Here is a 21360-nt window from a genome sequence, read left to right on the forward strand (position 1 = left end):
TAGGACAGTGTGTGGTAATCAATAACTTATAGGTCAGGTCACTGTGAAATCGCTAAAAATGTTTATGAAACATTACGATTAAATTAATTATTAATTATTAAATTAATAATTAATTCATTAATAATTAATTTGGCGTGAATGTATGATGGTGCTGTTTTGAGAATGCAAGCCAATGCATTCTCTCTTGTTAAAAATGAGAGCCAATGAATAAAATGTCGGCGTACATTATTGTTTATAATCAAATAGAAAAAATATAACTAGCCATAAAAGTGTTTTTTGGGCAGATGAAATTATCGTCGTCGATTCATATAGCATAGATAGCACAACAAAGTTGGCTGAAATATTGGGTCGCTCGAGTAGCTCAAGTGTTCCTTACAAGGGTTTGGTGATTTGCGCAATCAAGCAATGGCAAATGACAGATATGACTGGATATTTAGTTTAGATTCCGATGAACGCTGCACATTAAAGGTGCAACGATGAGCTTTAATCAATTATCAATTCTGATATTGACGCAACGTTAGATGTTGATCAAGTACCAAGAAAAATTATTTTATGGGACGTTGAATCAAATATTGCAGCTGGTATCCCGATTATCGTCAACCTCAATTGTTTCGAAAAGGTAGTTTAAGTTATATCAACAATATCGTGCATGAAAATTATCGATATCAAAGCACAAAGCTAATAGGTTATTTAAAAATGCTATTTGGCAAATCCCATTTCAGAATTTATCTGACATGATGCAAAAACTAATCGCTATTCTACTCTCGATATCGATCGGCTTGTAAAACGATACAGTAAAGTATCCATAGTTTTTAACACTTACCCATACTATTTAGGGACATTCATCAAAGTCTATATTTTACAGAGAGATTTTTTGGATGGCTAGCCGTGGGATTTATTATTGCAATGAATCAGAGTTATGGAACGTTTTATCGGTACGCTAAATTTTATGAGAAACAAAAGTTAAATAAAAAGGATTTAGATCCTATTGATATAGTTACGTCTTATTATCCTAATAAATGAAATGATAGCTTGTATTTTTTTCTACAGCGTCATCTCTTAGTAAGATCTTGTGGTGTAAAATGATCGGTGATGGTTCTTTCCAGTATCTGCGGTATTTGATTGATTTTGTCATTACTTATTTCTCACCTATAGAAAGTAAATTTTCCGTAAAAGTCGTTTCGTAGCCTCTTTATGACGAATATTGCTGATGATTAAACAATTGAAAGGGATTAATTGTAACTTGTTATGACGACGCACAGTAGTAAATAGCGCTCTATATCACTATGGTTATATCTGTTATCCTATGGTATTATGAGGATCTGAAAGTAACATTTGCTTTTGAATAGATTGTAAATTTTAATTGTCTAGAAAATTAACTCGATCTAATTGATGAACATCAATTAGATAAGGTGTGTCTTGCTTTAATTATGGATTAAAGGATGGCACGACGATTCTTTTCAGCAAGGAAAGAACTTGAAAGAACTTGACGGTTTTCATGAAAGTATGAGTAGTTTCATGTCTCTGGTCAGAAACTGAAGTAGAAAACTCAGCTAACTCATTAAATATATTTTCCATATTCTCTAAAATTCCAACTGATCTCATATACTATCTCATATAGTACTGGTATTTATTGCATGTATGGTTTACTTAAGGCTTTGCTCTGGATTTTCTACTAGATCACCCACTGAATGCTCCACTTATTAGAAAAATATATTTTTTCAGGCTTATCTAGAGTAGCACACTGGGCATGGTGGACATAGATCCACTCCAGAATCTCTAAAATAACATAGTCTTTAGTCGCCTAAATTGAAATGAAGAAGACAAGAATATCTTTATATATAAGATTTTGAACAACTAAAATATAGAATTTGATTCACATAAGGTAGTTTCTTTTTTCATTAAACTCATCCAATCAAAATAATGACGTAGTCCTTTTTCGAGTGTCAAGAATTCTTCTGAATAGCCGCTATTACGTAATTTAGCAATATTCGCTTGGGTGAAGCTTTGGTAAGTGCCTTTTAATTTTTCAGGAAAGGGAATATATTCAATTTTTCCCCTGGTATTCAATCTGATTAATATATTAGCTAATGTATTAAATGTTCGTGCTTTTCCAGTACCAACGTTAAAGATACCTGATTTATCTGGGTTTCCCATGAACCATAAGTTAATTTTGATAACGTCTTCTATCGAAACGAAATCCCGCAACTGTTCACCATCGGAGTAACCGTGGGAACCCTTAAACAATTTGACAATTCCTGTTTCTCGTAACTGATTCATTAAATGAAAAGCCATACTGGCCATAGAACCTTTATGCTGTTCGTGCGGACCATATACATTAAAGTAACGTAATCCGACTACTTGAGAATTAATCTGCTTACGTTGCTGTAAATAATATTGGTCGAAGATCCATCTTGAATACCCATAAACATTTAAAGGAATTTCATTATCACTAGTTTCTTCAAATTGATGATTATTGCCGTAGACGGCAGCACTGGAAGCGTAAATAAAAGGAATCTTTCTTTTTGTACAAAAATACAATAGATGCTTAGAATATTCGTAATGATTACGTATCATATATCGACCGTTCCATTCTGTGGTTATTGAACAAGAGCCTTCATGAAACACTGCTTCAATAGAATGTGCAAACGCTTGGCCCGCTATAACTCGACTTAAAAAGTCTTCATAATCCAGATAATCTGCATATTTAGCAACAGCCAAATTTTGAAATTTTCTTCCATTCGTTAAATCATCAACAGCAATGATATTTGTCAGACTCATTTTATTAAGACCTTTAAGTAAATTACTCCCAATAAATCCTGCTGCACCCGTCACAATAATCACGATATCACTCTTCTAACCTTTTCAATTAATCTTGATGTTGAAAACCCTTTTTTGAGGGGAATAGTCAATACCCGTCCGCCGTTTTTAATCACTATATCAGCACCTGCAATTTTATCAAGTTGATAATCTCCACCTTTGACTAAAATATCAGGAAGCACTTTTGCAATTAAACGAGCAGGAGTGTCCTCCGAAAAAGGTATAACCCAATCCACTGCACGTAAACCAGCTAAAACTTCCATTCGTGCGTGCAAGGCATTTAAAGGCCGTTTTCCTCCTTTCAAATGAGTAACCGATTGATCATTATTCACAGCAACTATTAAACGATCACCCATCACTTTAGCAGCTTCTAGATAGTGAACATGACCTGCATGCAACACATCAAAACAACCATTAGTCATTACTATGGTTTCTCTGTGTGCACGTGCATTTGCAACAACCAATAACAACTCTTTTTCTGTCAATACACCAACATGCAAACCAGCAATTTGATACAAGGCGCGTTGCAACTCTGGCACGGTGATTGTTGCAGTCCCGAGCTTGCGAACTACCAATCCTGCTGCTATATTAGCCAACGTCACTGCTTGCACCCAATCACAGCCTGCCGCTAGTGAGGCTGCTATGACTGAGATCACGGTATCACCTGCTCCAGTCACATCGTACACTTCTCGGGTATATGCCGTTAAATTAACGGCTGCTTTGTCTTTCTGGATTAAAAGCATTCCATGCGTGCCACGTGTAATGAGGATAGCTTCAAAATGGTGTCGTTGAATAAGGACACGCGCTTTAGACTCAATTTCTTGTTCTGTTTTACAACAACCTGTCACTGCTTCAAATTCTTTTAAATTAGGCGTTAAAAGAGTAGCTCCCTCATAGCGAGTGAAATCAGTAGCTTTTGGATCAACCAATACAGGTAATCCTTTGTTACGAGCTTCTTTAATAAGAGTTGAAGCATTATTAAGTGTGCCTTTATTGTAATCTGATAAAACTACCACTTGAGCGTTGGACAGCGCCTCCCGGTATCGAATCATTAAAGATGTATCACGATAGTTCTTTATACGTTTTTCAAAGTCCAAACGTAAAAGCTGTTGATTTTGAACAAGAATCCGTAATTTGATCACTGTGGAATAATTTGGTACATGATGGAAACGACAATCAATAGAGTGTGTAGCAAGCAGGGACTTCAGTTCTTTAGCTTCCCCGTCATCTCCTACCAAGCCCATCAACACTACTGACGTGCCTAGCGCTCCCACATTCAAAGCCACGTTCGCAGCACCCCCTGGTCGGTCTTCACTATTACTCACATCTACTACAGGGACAGGTGCTTCAGGAGAAATTTGTCTTACTTGACCATACCAATAGCGGTCAATCATTAAATCACCATAAACCACAACGCGTGTATTTTCGTAGGGAGGAATATCAATTTTAGCTGTCATCGCCGTGTGGTCCCTTGAAGGGCACATTTACCTCCATTTTAAAGCAGTACTATTATGCGCAGAATCATTTAAACAAGCAATGTGCGGAGGTCTGGATGAAATCACTTACTAATCTCCACATTGATTTTTCCAGTATTTGTACACCAACTTTTAGAAGCTTGCTTAAAAAGCTCAATCTATTGCGTAGATAAAATGGAAACAATATAGAAAAGAACTAATAAATCCAAAAAATTTTAGTGTGTAAAAAATACAACTACATAATTTCCGAACTCATAAATATTCTAAATACTGGTACTACTGGGTTGCTATAAATGACTGTCCTAATATACTATCTTAAACCAAAATTAATGCTTTAAGAAGCATGATGGTGAAAGCTATCTATTTTCAACTAAATTTATTTCACTAAAATATTTTTACAACCATCCATTATCTTTTCATGTTGTCTTGATAGTCTCTGTACATCTCATCGATAGAGAGTAACTTGAATGATCTATCAAGTTCTTCATTAGCTTTCTTTTCAAAAAACACACCAAGTCTCTAAACAAGTTTTTCTAAATAAATCTTAGAAACTAACTTTGAAAGTTTTCATAAGGTATCTTCAAAACGAATCACGTACCCGACTGTTCTGTATGGAATCCATATGATTCTATATGTTGAATAGTATTTATTTTCTTGGAAAATATTTTTCTTGATCTCATCTACATCTTTCACATACAAAAAACTATTTTTTTCTCTCTTCTCTCTAACTAATTAAACTAAACCCTACCAATTAAGACAATCCCCTTACAGTCCACTTATATACAGTCGTACTACGTAAAACTATCATGGTGGTAACGCGACTGCTCAGGATAGTATGAAATAAACATAAATACTCAGTAGTCGTATTTTACCGTCTGTTTGTGAAAAGGGATTGTGCTGTTTTATCTTATGATCCATGAATGTTTCTATTCTCAAATTTCTTTAACTCACAATTTCCAATTGTGTACTTAAGATTAACTGTTAAGATCAGTCATGTTGATAGGTGCTTTATAAACCTTATCTATTATCCCATTGAAGCGAGAACTATTACTTTGTTAAGCTTGAAACAATTTAAGGCTAAAGATCAGCGAGAAACGATTATAGATTATAAACAAACTGTCAGTAGGATATAGTTGAGAATCATTGAACAACATTTATTGATTACCTTCTTGCAATTTTAAGTACATACTCAATTATGTCTTTTACGTCAAATAAATTTTTTGGTGAATAGACTGCTAAAACAACCACTATTATTCAGCTGCTAATAGAGCTGCCTTGACAAAACCAATAAATAAAGGGTGACCTTTACGAGGAGTTGAAGTAAATTCTGGGTGAAACTGGCAGCCTACGAACCATGGATGATCCGGCAACTCAATCATTTCCACTAATTGATTATCAATCGAACGTCCTGAAACAATAAGCCCTCTTGCCTCCAAGCTACCAATATAGTCGTTATTAATTTCATAACGATGGCGATGCCGTTCAATAATAATATCTTTACCATAAAATTGACGCGCGAGCGTATTAGCCTTTAAGCGACAGAACTGTCCACCTAAACGCATTGTTCCTCCTAGATTTTCATCCAGTGTTCTTTTTTCAATCATACCTTCCTTAGATAACCATTCGCTAACCAATGCCACAACGGGATAAGGTGTTCGGATATCAAATTCTGTACTATTAGCACCCTTCATTTCTACTTTATTTCGCGCAAATTCGATAACAGCAATTTGCATACCCAAACAAATTCCTAAATAAGGGACATCATTCTCGCGCGTATATTGTGCAGCTAGAATTTTGCCTTCAATGCCTCGCACACCAAATCCGCCAGGGACTAAAATAGCATTCGCATTTTCTAATAAACTGGTTCCATGCAATTTAATAGATTCGGAGTCAATGTATTCAATGTTGACTCGCGTGTTCGTATGAATGCCAGCATGAGCTAACGCTTCACTTAATGATTTATAGGAATCTGAAAAATCAACATACTTACCTACCATTGCAATAGTTACAGCGTGCCGAGGATTTTTTTGTGCTTTCACAACTTTTTCCCAGTCTTCTAACTTGGCTGGGCACGTTTTAATTTTCAGTTTTTCACAAATGCGATCCCCTAATCCTTGATCACGTAAAATTAAAGGAATCTCGTAAATAGATCTTACGTCAGACAAAGAAATTACGTTGGGAACAGGTACATTAGTAAATAAAGCAATTTTCGCGCGTTCATCATCAGGTAGTGGATGTTCTGAACGACATACTAAAATATCCGGCTGAATGCCAATTGAACGCAATTCTTTAACAGAATGTTGAGTAGGTTTAGTTTTAATTTTTCCAGCAACTGCTACATAGGGCACTAAAGTTAAATGCATGAATAAAGTCCGCTCTTCACCTAATTCTATACGCATTTGACGAATAGCTTCTAAAAATGGCAGAGATTCAATATCGCCTACAGTACCGCCTATTTCAACCAATGCAATGTCAACATTATTAGCTCCCTCCAGAATTTTTGCTTTGATTTCATCAGTAATATGGGGAATAACTTGAATAGTTCCCCCTAGATAATCTCCTCGTCTTTCTTTACGAATCACATCGGCATAAACACGACCTGTAGTGAAATTATTTTTTCTGGTCATAGTGGTATTCACAAATCGTTCATAATGCCCCAAATCTAAATCAGTTTCGGCACCATCTTCGGTCACAAATACTTCTCCATGTTGGAAAGGGCTCATGGTTCCAGGGTCTACGTTAATATAGGGATCCAATTTAATCAGGGTGACTGTAAGACTGAAACCTTGAGCTTCGAGAATGGCGCCCAGGGATGCAGAAGTGATACCTTTGCCTAGGGAAGAAACTACACCACCAGTAATGAAGATATATCGTGTCATAAGACCCACCCGTTTTTAACTTAAAACGGGAGACTATCCTAAAATAAGTAATAAGTAAGAAGTGATGAAAACTTCTTCTTTAAAACAAAACTGCAGTATCTAAATTAAGCAAGCTACAATTTGAACTAAATTATGATCTCATCAGCTGAAAACGCATAGTCAAATAGCAGTTGATTTATCGAACTACACCAATTTGCAAAATTCCGTGGAGAGAATTGCGTTCTTACTTTTTCTATTCTGCATCATTTTTAAGTTGACGAAAAACTAACTGTACAAAGCGTACAAGCCTGACGCATTAGTCACCTTATCTTTATCGTTATTATTTACTTGATAACCAAGATGGGTTCCCACATACCTAATTCTATACAATACCCATCGCGTGCTTGTTATCTTCGTCCAAGAAGAGCAACAAAAACACCAGTAATGCACTAGTGATATCATCACCAAGTCAGTCGGATACAACCACTCTCCTGTTTTTCGTTTTACCTTTAGTTTTACCTTTATCTTAATATACATATTATATACATACTACACCACTACGCACCATCATCTATAAATATCGATATCATCGCGAACTTTTCTTCAAAGCTTTATGCTACCGGTAAAGTTACGCCTCGCTGGCCTTGATATTTTCCGCTACGATCTTTGTAGGAAATGTCGCAAATTTCATTAGACTCAAGAAATAACATCTGCGCCACACCTTCGTAAGCGTAAAGTTTAGCAGGTAGATTTGTCGAGTTAGAGAATTCTAATGTAACATGGCCTTCCCATTCAGGTTCTAAAGGCGTCACATTAACAATAATCCCACAACGTGCATAGGTAGATTTACCTACGCAAACAGTTAATATATTGCGTGGTATTTTAAAATATTCAACTGTATATGCCAGCACAAATGAATTTGGTGGGATAATACAAACATCAACTTTTAAATCAATAAACCCTCTAGGATCAAAATTTTTAGGATCTACGATAGCAGTATGGATGTTAGTGAAAATTTTGAATTCGTTAGCGCAACGGACATCATAACCGTAACTTGATGTTCCGTAAGAAATCACTTTTCCTAAAGACGTCTGACAGACTTGTTTTGGTTCAAATGGACTAATCATCCCTTGGGATTCAGCCATACGACGAATCCATTTATCGGGTTTAATCGACATTACTTCGTTCCCTCCACGACAATGTCTGGAAATTTTATGGCATAATTGATTGGCTGTAATGATAATTGCTCGACTAAAGCGAAAGCGATTTCGCGATAATAGTTTGCCAACAAACTTGTTGGATCAGAAAAGATAATTGGAGTTCCAGCATCAGTATTTTTTCGAATCATACCATTTAAAGGGATTTGACCTAATAAAGGGATATGATTTTCAGTCGCCATCAACTTACCACCACCACTTCCGAAAATAGCGTCCTCCTGTCCACAGTGGGGACAAACATAGATAGCCATATTTTCGATGATGCCTAAAACCGTAATACCCAATTTTTTAAACATGGAGAGTGCTTTTCCGGCATCTAATAAGGAAACGTCTTGAGGCGTGGTAACTATTACGGCACCTGCTATTGGCACTCTTTTCGCCAACGTTAGAGGAGCATCTCCAGTACCAGGAGGTAAATCAAGAATTAGAAAATCGAGATCCTTCCATAGTGTATCATAAAGTAATTGTTGTAATGCTTGACTCACCATCGGCCCTCGCCAGATCATCGGTGTTTTTGGATTAATAAGGTAGCCAATGGAACTGGACTGAATACCATATTTCCTAATTGGAATCAATTTTTTATTGGACTGTATTTCAAACTTTTCTCGAATTCCAAGCATGAGTGGCTGATTTGGTCCATGAATATCCGCATCTAACAGACCTACTTGAGCACCCGCCCCGCTGAGTGCCAAAGCAAGATTAACTGCCGTCGTTGACTTCCCAACACCACCTTTACCAGAAGCCACCGTAATAATATTTTTAATCTCCTGTATGCCTTTTTGACCTGCTTGGACAGCATGCGCACTAATAGCTCGTCGTCTTAGTTTTTCTAGAATGGATTCCATGAGTCGAATTTTATCATACTTTATTATTTTTTATCTCTCTTTCTAGCGCAGTTATATTCCTGAATAGGAAAATTTTCTGCCGACTTCCTGGAAATAATTTTCCCCTATGTTCTAATTTAGTTAAACTTGAATTCTACGGAAAAAGTTAATGTCAACATATAATACGTTACATTTTAAAAAGAAAATGCAGTTTATCTCTTCGAGATTCGAAGTGATTTTTTATTGTACAAAATATGATCATATCAGTTCATTATCTGAATAAATTTAAAAAAGCGAAAGCTATCAGTTTGAAGTAGAACACATTTAATATGTGGTGAGGTATTTTTTGATGTTTGTTCTGCACCACTATTTTTGTTAGATAGTTATAGCTTGCAGTAAAAGATCCTAACCACCACTTTGATTGCCCTATTTTTCATTATCTGCATAAATAAACATTAATGCGATTTTTTAATTCCTTCATTTCCGGTAAAGTTAATTAAACTTTAGGTAAAGTTAATTAAAATTTAACAAAGGAATAATTAATGTGTGGCATTATGGGAGCCGTCGCTAAACGTCCTGTGGCTGATATTCTACTCCAAGGACTGATACGTCTGGAGTATCGCGGCTATGATTCAGCAGGGATCGCTATTTTACACCCCCAAACCTCGAAAATTCAACGTATTCGGGCTAAAGGGAAGGTTTCCGTTCTTGCAGAAAAACTTAAAAAAAAGCATCTACAAGGTCACATAGGTATTTCACATACGCGCTGGGCGACTCATGGAAAACCGACAGAAAATAACGCACACCCTCATTGTTCTGAAAATAGCATTGCTATTGTGCACAATGGTATTATCGAAAATCATGAGGCACTTCGACAAAAACTTTTAAAACTCGGATATCAATTTAAAACTGAAACCGATACTGAAGTTATTGTGCATTTGATCCGTCACTACAGCAAAAAGAAAAAAGAATTATTGTTCGCCGTCAAACACTCTGTCCAAAAACTGGTGGGCTCGTATGCCCTAGGCATTATTTCAGTGAATGAACCTCGCATTCTATATGCAACTCGTCGTGGTAGTCCTCTCATCATCGGCTTAGGAATTAGTGAGCAATTTATTGCCTCAGATCTAGCTGCATTATTGTCGGTAGCACAACGTTTTATTTACCTAGAAGAAGGTGACATCGCTAAGATCGGCACTAATTCGGTGACTATTTATAATGATTCTGGAAAATCGGTTAAACGAACTGCACATAACATCAAAATTAATTATGAGATTATGAAAAAAGGTAAATTTCGCCACTACATGAAAAAAGAAATTTTTGAACAACCTCAAGGGGCGCTAAATACTGTTGCTTGGCATTTAATTAATAATCGCATTAACCCCAAAAGCATGGGTGATAAAGCTGAATCTATATTTAAAAATATAAAACGCTTACAGCTCGTGGCGTGTGGAACCAGCTATCACGCTGCGCTTGTTGGACGTTATTGGTTGGAATCGTTAGCAGATATCCCCTGCCAAGTAGAAATTGCAAGTGAACATCGCTATCGAAAAGGTGTCGTTGAATCTAATACCTTGTTTATCGCTTTATCTCAATCGGGTGAAACGGCTGATACACTTGCGGCATTGCGACAAGCAAAAAAGTTAGGGTATGCGGCAACTTTGGGTATTTGTAATGTTCCGACAAGTTCGATCGTACGAGAGGCGGATTTGGTTTTTCTTACACAGGCTGGGATTGAAATCGGTGTTGCTGCAACGAAAACGTTTACGACACAGCTAGTCTCGTTGTTATTATTAGCAGCGCTTCTGCGACGGAAAGAAAATGATTATGGAAATATCATAAAACATCTACAAAGCTTGCCAAGTTTACTTCAAAAAACTTTAGCGTTAAATACCTCAATTAAACGATTGTCCAGACGTTTTATTAATAAAGAACACGCTTTGCTTCTGGGTCGTGGTGCACTTTTTCCTATTGCTTTAGAAGGTGCATTAAAATTAAAAGAAATTTCTTATATGCATGCCGAAGCATATCCAGCGGGGGAGTTAAAGCACGGACCTCTTGCACTTGTCGATAAAGGTATGCCAGTTATTGTTATTGCACCCAATGATCATTTAATTGAAAAATTGAAATCCAACATACAGGAAGTCCAAGTGAGGGGTGGAGAATTATTTATATTTTTAGATGAAAAAGTACGTTGGCAGTTAAAAAATCACTATAGCTCAGCCATAAGAATGCCTACCATGTCTAACGTGATTGCACCAATTGTCTATACAATTCCTCTACAATTATTAGCCTATCATATAGCTATTTTGAAAAAAATCGACGTCGACCAGCCACGCAATTTAGCAAAATCGGTTACGGTAGAATAAGAAGAGCAACTTGAATTCTGAGTAACATTTTATCCTTGAAATTTAGCTGCGCATGTTCTATTTTTAAGTAAAAATAATTTGCATACTATTTACTACAACGTAATGACTCAAATTACTAACCAGTGACCAAGATTGATAGACTTTTACAGAAACATCAATAAGTGAATACGGCTCCAACTAGAAAAAGTAGTATTTTCATATGAACATGGATATAATGAGTTAGCTTCTTTGGCGTCTGGTGCGTAAAGAAAAATTTTTCTGTTATTCCGTTTAACTTTCACATGTAATCTTCGATCTATCCACAATTACATCACCAGTTTCAATGGACTTTATACTTTTTTAATTGTACGAAAGAATGACGAAATAATATAAACTTCATTAGGATTTTGAATATCAAAATTGACAATTCCAAAAAACTCTAATGCGCCTCCTCCCAATTATCTCCAACCCCAATATCTATAACTAACGGTATTGATAAGAAAACGGACTTTTCCATAACTTTTTTAATTTGTGGGACCGTCTGGTCGAGATCTTGGTCGGCGATCTCAAAAACTAGTTCATCGTGGACTTGCATCACTAAATGCACATCAACTTCGTTCTTTTTAAGCCAATCGTTGACTTCGATCATGGCGATTTTGACAATATCAGCCGCAGTTCCTTGTATTGGGGCATTAATGGCAGAACGTTCGGCGGCACGACGGCGTTGAAGATTTGAGGCATGAATGTCTGGGAGATAAACACGTCGACCAAATAAGGTTTCGACATACCCGTTGACAGCGGCAGTAGCTCGAGTTTTTTGCATATAGTCGTAAACGTTGGAATAACGCTGAAAATAAGTATTAATATATTTTTGTGCAAGTTCGTGACTAATACCAAGCTGTCTACTTAGGCCAATACTCGACATCCCATATAACAAACCAAAATTAATAGTCTTCGCACGCCGACGTTGTTCAGAAGTGACTTGGTTTAATTTTACACCAAACACTTCAGAGGCCGTTACGCGGTGGATATCCCATTCTCTTTCAAATGCTTTTATTAATCCAGGATCTTTTGAAATATGAGCAATAATGCGCAATTCTACTTGTGAATAATCGGCAGCGACAATACGAAAGCCAGGCAATGCAATAAAAGCACGTCGAATTTTTTTCCCATCCTTGGTACGGATGGGGATATTTTGTAAATTAGGATTATTAGAGGAGAGACGCCCTGTTGATGTGACTGCCTGGTTATATGATGTATGAACACGACAAGTATCTGGATTAACTTGTTTGAGAAGACGATTAGTATAAGTGGATTTTAATTTGCTTAGGCTACGATATTCTAAAATCACTTTCGGTAAGGGATAATATAGAGATAGATCTTGTAAAATATTTTCTGCTGTTGAAAGCTGTCCGCTGGGTGTTTTTTTTAATACCGGTAATTTTAATTCACTATATAGAATCCTTTGTAATTGTTTTGGAGAGCTTAAATTAAATTTATGGCCTGCTAATTCATAAGCTTCTCGTTTTAATACCTCAATGCGTTGATTTAAATCGATGCCTTGCGCACGTAATACCGCTGTATCAATCAAAACGCCGTGCATCTCCATTTGCATCAAAATAGGCACAAGCGGCATTTCAATTTGCTCAAACACTTTTTTTAAGTTTTTTTCTTTTTCAATTAAAGGCCATAATTTGTGATGGATCTGCAATGTTATATCAGCACCTTCAGCCGCATAGGCGGTAGCATCATCAAGCGGGACTTGATTAAAAGTAATTTGTTTCACTCCCTTCCCTATAACTTCTTCAAGTTTAACGGTCACCCGACCCAAATATTTTAAAGCTAGCGTATTTAAGTCATGTCGCGTGCTACTGCTATTTAACACGTATGATTCAAGTAATGTATCGTAGATTTTTGTTTTTATGGTGATATTTTCTGCTGCTAAAATCCAACTATCATATTTCAAATTTTGCGCAATAATAGTTTTGCTTCCATCTTCTAATATAGGTTTTAGTTGTTTTAAAACCCATTGTTTATCCAGCTGAACTGGGGCATTTATATAATCATGTGCTAGTGGCACATAAGCTGCTTCATGAGGATTTATCGCAAATGCAATTCCTACCAACCTTGCATCATACATTGCGTTAGAATTTGTAATTTTTGTATCAAAAGCAAATTCATTAGCTGCTCTCAATTTTGCTGCCCATATTTCAAAAGTCTTTTTATCAGTAATCGTAACATATTGTGAAATTGTGGATTCTGTGGTTTCTTCCACCATAATCTCAGCAAGCCATGACTTAAATTCAAATGCGGTAAACAACTCAATTAATTTTTCTCTATTTTTTTGAAGAGGCACTAAATCCGTTAGTTGTTCTCGCAAGGATAAATCAGAAATTATAGTAACTAATTGACGTACTAAAGGAAGTGTATCCAAGTGTATACGAAGATTTTCACCTATTTTTCCTTTAATTTCATTAGCACATTCCATAATAGTTTCAACCGAACCAAACTGATTAAGCCATTTAATCGCAGTTTTAGGACCTACTTTTGGAATCCCTGGAATATTGTCTGCATTGTCACCTATCAAAGTTAAATAATCAATAATTTTTTCGGGTGGAACACCAAATTTTTTCTCAACCTCATACGGATCTAACAGATGATCTGTCATCGTATTAATCAACGTTATGTGACTATTAACGATTTGAGTTAAATCTTTATCTCCTGTGGAAATTAAAACATGTAATCCTTTTTGTTGTGCTTTTTTGGCTAAAGTAGCAATAACGTCATCGGCTTCATAACCCTCTTTGATAATCAACGGTAATCCTAATGCTTTGATAATTGCAAAAAGTGGCTTAATTTGGTCGCGAAGTTTATTTGGCATCTCTATGCGATTGGCTTTGTAAGCGCTGTATAAATCATTTCGAAATGTTTTCCCTTTAGGATCAAAAATAACGGCCATATAATCTGGCTGATAATCAGTCGTTAATTTTCGCAACATATTGATCACACCATAGATCGCACCAGTCGGGTATCCTCTAGAATTCGTTAATAGCGGTAAGGCATAATAAGCTCGAAAAAGATAGGAAGAACCATCAACTAAAATCAACAGCTTTGAAATAGTATCATTCATTTTTATATCATTAATCTTTATCGTTAACCATCATTGATATTATTTAGTTAGTTTAAGTAGAAACTTAATGGTTATTCCAGCCTTTTCTTTGGAAAATACACTGTTCAGTAGCGATTAAAATTGATAAAATAACCTCTTGCATTTGATTAGAGATCCATTATTAGTGGCTACTATGCTAAAACGATCTATCACACCTTTTTCTTTACTATTGGCTTCGGTAAGCACTATTTTAGGCTCAGGTTGGTTATTCGCCACTTATTATGCTGCGAAATTGGCTGGTCCCTCATCTATCTTTGCCTGGCTGATAGGAGGTGCGGCCGCTATCACTGTGGCCTTCGTTTTTGCTGAGCTTTGCGCTATGTTACCTATTACAGGATCTAGTATACGGATCCCTTATTATACCCATGGTACTTTGGTTAGCTTCCTGTTTTCATGGATTATTTGGCTTTCTTATGCATCGCTAGTTTCCACAGAGGTACAAGCCATAATGCAATATTTAAACTATTTTTTTCCTTCGCTGGTTTACAACGATGGGGGATTAACAGAAGATGGTTATATAGTAGCAACAGTATTTATGCTCAGCATTACCGCACTGAATATTTTTTCTTTGCGCTGCTTACTACGCTTTAACAGTGGATTAACTCTTCTAAAAATTGCGATCCCAACGATAGTCGCTCTAACTATCCTTGCCTTTTATTTTTCACCACAACGTCTTATTCATCCTGCTCACGCAACATTTATGCCTTTTGGCTTACATGGTGTGCTCTCGGCAGTTACCAGCGGCGGTATTGTCTTTGCCTTTAACGGCTTTAAGCAAGCTTGTGAGATAGCCGGCGAAGCTAAAAATCCGGCTCAAGCCTTGCCTTTCGCCATTATTGGCTCCCTCGTCATCTGTTTACTCGTTTATCTTCTGTTGCAATTTGCCTTTCTATCATCACTTACTCCTGATAACCTAGCCCATGGGTGGGACCATCTAGCGTTGCAAAGCGGTACTAGCCCTATTACAGCCGTTGTGCATCAACGGCATTTAGACTTCTTATTACCCATTTTATATGTGGGCGCTATCATTGGTCCATTAGCGGCGGCGCTAATGTATATCAGTAGTGGTGCTCGAGCTCTATATGGGATGAGTAAAAATCATCATATTCCTTTGCTCTTCCAACGATTAACTAGCCAAGAAAGCCCTATCATTGCGATTATCACTAACTTTATTTTAGGCATGTGTCTTTTTGCTCCATTGCCAGGTTGGGATCGCATGATTACCTTTTTAACTTCATTGATGGCGCTAACATACGGTATTGCTCCTATTTGTTTATTAGCATTGCGTCAGCAACTCCCGGATTATCATCGACCATTTAAACTTCCATTCGTAACTATATGGGCTACTTTCGCTTTCTATATATGTACCTTGCTAACTTACTGGAGTGGATGGGTAATTATCTCCAAATTAGGAATCGCAATGTTTATTGGGTTCACTGTTTTGTTAATTCATCGTGCTTTTATTGAACCCGCTAAACGATTTTCTTTTGATTGGCAGGCTTCCACCTGGATCTGGCCTTACTTTTTAGGTGTTACATTAATTTCCTATCTCGGCAATTTTGGTGGTGGAAAAGGTGTTATTCCCTTTGGTTGGGACTTTGTTGTTGCTGGTGTTTTATGTATCCTTATTATCTGGCTTGCTGTTAGATTTAAATTACCAGCTCATCTTACCCAAGATTACATGAAAGACTCTGTAAAATGAACTTGCTGATGGATGTTCTATTTCATGTAGAAAACACCTATATTCGTAATTGCCACTGAACTTACCAGTAAATAACCAGTTATATTGCTAAATTAATGAACTTATCTATCATACGACCATGAAATGTAGGTGTGCTTCAATCAAGGTGATATAAAGTGGTTATCGAAGATCTAACAATAGATGAAAATGGCATAATAATTCCTATTATGTAACTTATTCTAATCAATGCATGCAACAGCACCGGGGTGTTTTCAATAAGCAAAAACGGACGCGAAAGTACACGCAATTATCAAAAGAGCGTATTAATATTCAATCCAAAAACATGAAAGGGTTTACTAACTATCCTATGCACAAAATTAATTGATCTTTGCTCAAAAAATAAGAAATTTCTAAAGGAAGAATAATTTCTTTGCTGATGTTCATATATAAATCAATCAATTAAATCAAAAATGAGTTTGACTATTCCCAATGAATTATAAACATACTATTTCTTATCAATAATATTACGTCTCTCCAAAGCATACTTACTAAAATTTTTTGGTAAGTACACTATGTAGTTATTCAAAATTATGATAATCAAATAAGAAATAAAATCTTCTGACAATATCCTTGTTGTCTAAAAATATTTACTTATGATATTTCAATAAACTTCAGATAGTTAGCATAATTTCACTTGTTAAAAGAATATATTACAACAGTATTCTGACTGTTTTAATAGAAGCATCTCGATGGTATTATTACGTCGACTGTGTCTAATTTAAATATAGACGTAGCATTTGTAGAAGCGCCAGTAATGTACGAAATATAGTTTAATAGTGTTAGTTTATTTATTTATTTATTATAGAAGATCTATTTTACACTTTCTTGTTCCTTATTAATTATCTTAACATTAAGTCAATGCATTTAATAATATTCAGTTCTAATATTCAGTGCCTGTGTTTACAGATTACAACCGATGGTTTTGGATGCAATTATTCGCAAATGATTCACCCCATTTGCGAATAATTGCAGATGTTTATGGTAGTACCTATTCATTGTCTATCCATCGAACTATTAATGATTCAACATAGGAAATTACAATTGGGTAAACTACGTATATCATGGTCTACGAGAAATTAAATTTAAACTATATAAGCTTATTGCCATGATAAAAATCCTAGCTGATGATCGTATTCCTTTTGTGTCTGAGTTATTCGGCAAGTGGGGTGAACTTATTTTAAAATCTGGAGAGCATATTAAAAAGCATGATCTTTTAGATGTTAGCGTATTACTTACTCGATCGATAACTTCGATAAATTCTGCTTTATTGGATGGAACATCAGTAAAATTTGTGGGAAGCGCAACGGCGGGATTTGATCACATCGATCATGCATTACTCGAAAAGCAATCCATTACCTGGGCTGTTGCTACCGGTGCCAATGCGAGTGCGGTTGCAGAATATGTGCTTCATTGTATAGCTTTTTTGCGGAAGAATAATCTTCTGTCGCGCGAGAAAATAACAGCGGCAATTGTTGGTGTAGGTTGGGTTGGTGCTGCAGTATCAGCTCGCTTGAAAAACATTGGTTTTACGGTTTTCTATAATGACCCGCCACGTGCTGAATTAGAAAAAGATTTTATTTCAATGCCTCTGAGGTCACTAACGAATGTGGATCTTTTTTGTTTGCATACGCCGTTGATTAAAAGCGGAAAATTTCCCACTTATCATTTAATTAATGAGCCTTTACTTAAAGAGATGAAACCAGGGATTGTTTTATTGAATGCAGGACGAGGATCTGTCGTTGATAATAGTGCATTATTAAAACAAAATCATATTATTTCTTGTATAGATGTATGGGAAAATGAACCTAAAATTAATCTGGAGTTATTAAAAAAAGTGACTATTGCAACGCCACATATTGCTGGTTACAGCAGATCTGCGAAGTTACAGGCAACCATTTCTATTTATGAAGCATTTCTAAGACACTTTCATTTATCTGACACATGTCAAGTTAAAAAGCTGCAACGATTACAAGAAAAAAAGATGCTTAACATTGACAATTGCGAAACCATAGAAGATATCTTACTAAAAATATATAATCCTGCTAACGAAACAAAAAATATGCGTGAATTACTTCTCAGAAATCCTAGTCAATTTGAAAATTTACGTCGTCACTATCCATTACGGGACGAATATTCAGTGATTCAACTAATACCACCACCTAACCCTACAATTAAAAGCATACTTCAACGCTGGGGATTCAGAATTGACTAGTAGAAATTGCATATAACTAAAGTTGCCCGAGTATTCGATCTTCACAGGCTATTGTAAAGTAAGTCGGCGAATGAAAGTGATGAGAAATATTATAGCTAGACTGTTTCTTGCGGGTCGACATCTAATGACCAACGAACCTGCATACGTTGATTGGCAAGTAAGGTAATCAATTTTTTTAACGTCTTATGTAGACTGGTGCGGCTTTTAGATTGGAACAATAATTGATAACGATAACGACCTGCCTTGCGCTCCATGACGGCAGGCACGGGACCCAACAGATTTACTTCCTTGCCTACGATATCAGTGAGCTTCTGCCTTATCGTTATTAAAAAATCATTCGGTAAATTTCGTCTAACTGCTTCAGCACGTAATAAAGCAAGGTGTGCATAGGGTGGTAAAGCAGCCATTTTGCGTTCATTTAATAGTGCTTTTGTAAAAGCCTCATATCCTTCTTTTAACAAGATGATTAAAAATGGATTATCTGGATAATGCGTCTGAATGAATACTTCACCCCTTTGCTCAACACGTCCAGCGCGACCAGATACTTGTGTTAACAATTGTCCCATTCGCTCTGCTGTACGGAAATCGGTACCATACCAAGCGCTATCCGCATCAATAATTGCTACCAATGTTAAATGAGTAAAATGATGGCCTTTTACAATCATTTGCGTACCAATTAAAATTGGTGCTCCCCGATTGTGTATAAGATCTAATTTATCCTCCATGCTATTTTTGGTACGCGTATTATCACGGTCAATGCGCACAATACTGTAGTCGGGAAAACGTTCTTGTAATCTCAATTCCAATTGTTCTGTCCCTAGTCCAATCTCAATCAGTTCATAGTACCGACACTGTGAACAATAGAGAGGAATGCTTTTGCTAACGCCGCAATGATGGCAGTAAAGTCGTTTAGGACAAGAATGCAAAGTTAATCGCGCATCGCAACGATGGCAGTGAGTTATCCAACCACAACCGCGACATAACAATGTTGGTGCATAACCTCTACGATTTAAAAAAAGTAACACTTGGCCATTATTTTTAATATGCTTTTCAATGGAAAATAATAAATCTTCGCTCATTCCCGCTATTAATTTTTTTTTCCGCAAATCAATTACGGTCACGGTCGGCACATGAGCGTTTCCTGCACGATTAGGTAACGATAGTAATTGATAACGTTTGTGTTCCACATTATAGAAACTTTCAAAAGAAGGCGTTGCGGTACCCAAGATTATAGGAATATTTTCAATCCGACTACGGATGACAGCTAAATCTCGTGCTGAATAACGAAAACCAGATTGCTGTTTAAAAGCAAGATCGTGTTCTTCATCTAAAACGATCATTCCTGGACTAAGTAGTGGCGTAAAAATAGTGGAGCGTGTACCAATAACAATTTTGGCGATGCCATTTTTAGCCATTAGCCATGCTTGTGCCCGTTTTTTATCTGTTAAACTCGAATGTAAAACCACAATAGGAACATTAAATCGTTCACGAAATCGTTTTAACGTTTGAGGAGTTAGGCCAATTTCAGGAATTAAAATTAATACTTGTTTATTTTGTTGTATAATTTTTTCAATGCAATGTAAATAAACCTCTGTTTTTCCGCTACCGGTTACACCAGCTAATAAATAAGTTTGAAATTCTTTTCGCTTAACGATCTCATCAACGGCGTGCTGTTGATGAAAATTTAATTCAAGTGCTTTGGGAGATTCGATCATAGAATAACTATCAATTTTCCCATTATCTATTTTTTTTCCTTGTCGAATTAAACGTGGCAAAGTACCGAGAATTACTTCACCGATAGGATAATGATAATAATTACTAGCAAAACGACATAATTGAAGTAACGATAAAGGCAATGGTTCTCTATCAAGAACAGCATGAATAGCTCTAAGTCGTGTGGTGGGAAGAGACGAATAAGATGTCAAATCGAGTAATACCCCAACATATTTCCGATGACCAAAAGGGACTTTTAAAAACATACCTGGTCGCAATTGGGTATATGCAATTGATTCTGGTATCAGATAATCAAAACATTGATAGATAGGTATAGGTATAGCAACTTGTAAGATCGTTGACATAATCCCATGATAACCAATATGCTTCTAGTTACAAAGGGGTCGTTATGGTGACTTATAGTACCAATGAATTTCGAGGCGGATTAAAAGTCGTGATTGACAGAGATCCCTGTAGCATCATAGAAAATGAATTCGTCAAACCAGGCAAAGGACAGGCCTTTAACCGAATAAAATTCCGTAATTTAAAAACTGGTCGTATACTAGAGCGGACATTTAAATCAAGTGAGTCGCTACCTGCCGCCAATATTGTTGAAATTGAGGTGCAATATTTATATAACGATGGTAAGTTTTGGTATTTTATGACTCCTGATAGTTATGAACAACATGTCATCACCTCTGAAGTAGTTAGCGACGCAAAGCAGTGGATTAAAAAAGAAGAATTTTATACTATTACAATGTGGAATGATAATTTTTTATCAATTAATCTCCCCAATTTTGTCGAATTGAAAATTATAAAAACAGAACTTGCTATTCGCGGAGATACAATTGCAGGTGGTACTAAATATGCCAAGTTGGAGACCGGTGCTGTTATCCGTGTTCCTTTATTTTTAAAGGAAGGCGAAATCATTAAAGTTGACACGCGGTGTGGAGAATATGTCTCCCGAGCTAAATAACACAATC

11 protein-coding genes are annotated in these 21360 nt (G+C 36.3%); 4 read left to right on the forward strand and 7 right to left on the reverse strand.

The window, feature by feature from the left end; genetic code table 11:
• Window positions 1-1857 precede the first annotated feature (1857 nt).
• The 5 genes from rfaD to CEAn_RS03335 form a co-directional block, all read right to left on the reverse strand.
• On the reverse strand, window positions 1858-2844 hold the full coding sequence (gene rfaD, locus CEAn_RS03315) for an ADP-glyceromanno-heptose 6-epimerase (RefSeq protein ID WP_211923775.1): 987 nt from the start codon (window positions 2842-2844) through the stop codon (window positions 1858-1860).
• Window positions 2841-4277, reverse strand: coding sequence for a bifunctional D-glycero-beta-D-manno-heptose-7-phosphate kinase/D-glycero-beta-D-manno-heptose 1-phosphate adenylyltransferase HldE (gene hldE, locus CEAn_RS03320; protein WP_211923776.1), 1437 nt, complete (start codon window positions 4275-4277; stop codon window positions 2841-2843). The genes rfaD and hldE overlap by 4 nt, the downstream gene beginning before the upstream one ends.
• A gap of 1268 nt (window positions 4278-5545) precedes the next feature.
• Window positions 5546-7174, reverse strand: a complete 1629-nt coding sequence (pyrG, locus tag CEAn_RS03325; RefSeq protein WP_211923777.1) for a CTP synthase — start codon at window positions 7172-7174, stop codon at window positions 5546-5548.
• A gap of 590 nt (window positions 7175-7764) precedes the next feature.
• Window positions 7765-8331: a dCTP deaminase gene (gene dcd / locus CEAn_RS03330; protein WP_211923778.1), complete on the reverse strand. Its 567-nt coding sequence runs from the start codon at window positions 8329-8331 to the stop codon at window positions 7765-7767.
• The gene (locus CEAn_RS03335; protein WP_211923779.1) at window positions 8331-9215 is read right to left on the reverse strand and encodes an Mrp/NBP35 family ATP-binding protein; all 885 of its coding nucleotides are present in this window, start codon (window positions 9213-9215) and stop codon (window positions 8331-8333) included. The genes dcd and CEAn_RS03335 overlap by 1 nt, the downstream gene beginning before the upstream one ends.
• Before the next feature lie 521 nt (window positions 9216-9736).
• Between CEAn_RS03335 and glmS the strand changes: the two genes are divergently transcribed.
• On the forward strand, window positions 9737-11563 hold the full coding sequence (gene glmS, locus CEAn_RS03340; protein WP_211923780.1) for a glutamine--fructose-6-phosphate transaminase (isomerizing): 1827 nt from the start codon (window positions 9737-9739) through the stop codon (window positions 11561-11563).
• A gap of 418 nt (window positions 11564-11981) precedes the next feature.
• Here the strand turns inward: glmS and polA are convergent, their stop codons facing one another.
• A complete protein-coding gene (gene polA / locus CEAn_RS03345) occupies window positions 11982-14672 on the reverse strand; it encodes a DNA polymerase I (RefSeq protein ID WP_211923781.1) in 2691 nt (896 codons plus the stop codon).
• 172 nt (window positions 14673-14844) lie between these two features.
• Here polA and CEAn_RS03350 point away from each other — a divergent pair, with 172 nt between their 5' ends.
• A complete protein-coding gene (locus CEAn_RS03350) occupies window positions 14845-16413 on the forward strand; it encodes an APC family permease (protein ID WP_211923782.1) in 1569 nt (522 codons plus the stop codon).
• Window positions 16414-17557: 1144 nt separating this feature from the next.
• On the forward strand, window positions 17558-18664 hold the full coding sequence (locus tag CEAn_RS03355; RefSeq protein ID WP_211923783.1) for a 4-phosphoerythronate dehydrogenase: 1107 nt from the start codon (window positions 17558-17560) through the stop codon (window positions 18662-18664).
• A 95-nt stretch (window positions 18665-18759) separates the two neighbouring features.
• On the opposite strand, the gene CEAn_RS03360 is transcribed toward CEAn_RS03355, so the two are convergent.
• Window positions 18760-20742 carry a primosomal protein N' gene (locus CEAn_RS03360; RefSeq protein ID WP_211923784.1) on the reverse strand — a complete coding sequence of 661 codons (1983 nt, stop codon included), beginning with the start codon at window positions 20740-20742 and terminating at the stop codon, window positions 18760-18762.
• Between the two features lie 44 nt (window positions 20743-20786).
• Here CEAn_RS03360 and efp point away from each other — a divergent pair, with 44 nt between their 5' ends.
• Window positions 20787-21353, forward strand: coding sequence for an elongation factor P (efp, locus tag CEAn_RS03365; protein ID WP_211923785.1), 567 nt, complete (start codon window positions 20787-20789; stop codon window positions 21351-21353).
• Window positions 21354-21360 lie beyond the last annotated feature (7 nt).

Source organism: Coxiella endosymbiont of Amblyomma nuttalli (assembly GCF_018107685.1).
Taxonomy (GTDB): Bacteria; Pseudomonadota; Gammaproteobacteria; order Coxiellales; family Coxiellaceae; genus Coxiella.

Excerpts from the sequence above, each read along its gene's own strand:
- hldE (WP_211923776.1), bottom strand. The coding sequence starts at position 4,277 with ATGACAGCTAAAATTGATATTCCTCCCTACGAAAATACACGCGTTGTG.
- pyrG (WP_211923777.1), bottom strand. The coding sequence starts at position 7,174 with ATGACACGATATATCTTCATTACTGGTGGTGTAGTTTCTTCCCTAGGC.
- dcd (WP_211923778.1), bottom strand. The coding sequence starts at position 8,331 with ATGTCGATTAAACCCGATAAATGGATTCGTCGTATGGCTGAATCCCAA.
- CEAn_RS03335 (WP_211923779.1), bottom strand. The coding sequence starts at position 9,215 with ATGGAATCCATTCTAGAAAAACTAAGACGACGAGCTATTAGTGCGCAT.
- glmS (WP_211923780.1), top strand. The coding sequence starts at position 9,737 with ATGTGTGGCATTATGGGAGCCGTCGCTAAACGTCCTGTGGCTGATATT.
- polA (WP_211923781.1), bottom strand. The coding sequence starts at position 14,672 with ATGAATGATACTATTTCAAAGCTGTTGATTTTAGTTGATGGTTCTTCC.
- CEAn_RS03350 (WP_211923782.1), top strand. The coding sequence starts at position 14,845 with ATGCTAAAACGATCTATCACACCTTTTTCTTTACTATTGGCTTCGGTA.
- CEAn_RS03355 (WP_211923783.1), top strand. The coding sequence starts at position 17,558 with ATGATAAAAATCCTAGCTGATGATCGTATTCCTTTTGTGTCTGAGTTA.
- CEAn_RS03360 (WP_211923784.1), bottom strand. The coding sequence starts at position 20,742 with ATGTCAACGATCTTACAAGTTGCTATACCTATACCTATCTATCAATGT.
- efp (WP_211923785.1), top strand. The coding sequence starts at position 20,787 with ATGGTGACTTATAGTACCAATGAATTTCGAGGCGGATTAAAAGTCGTG.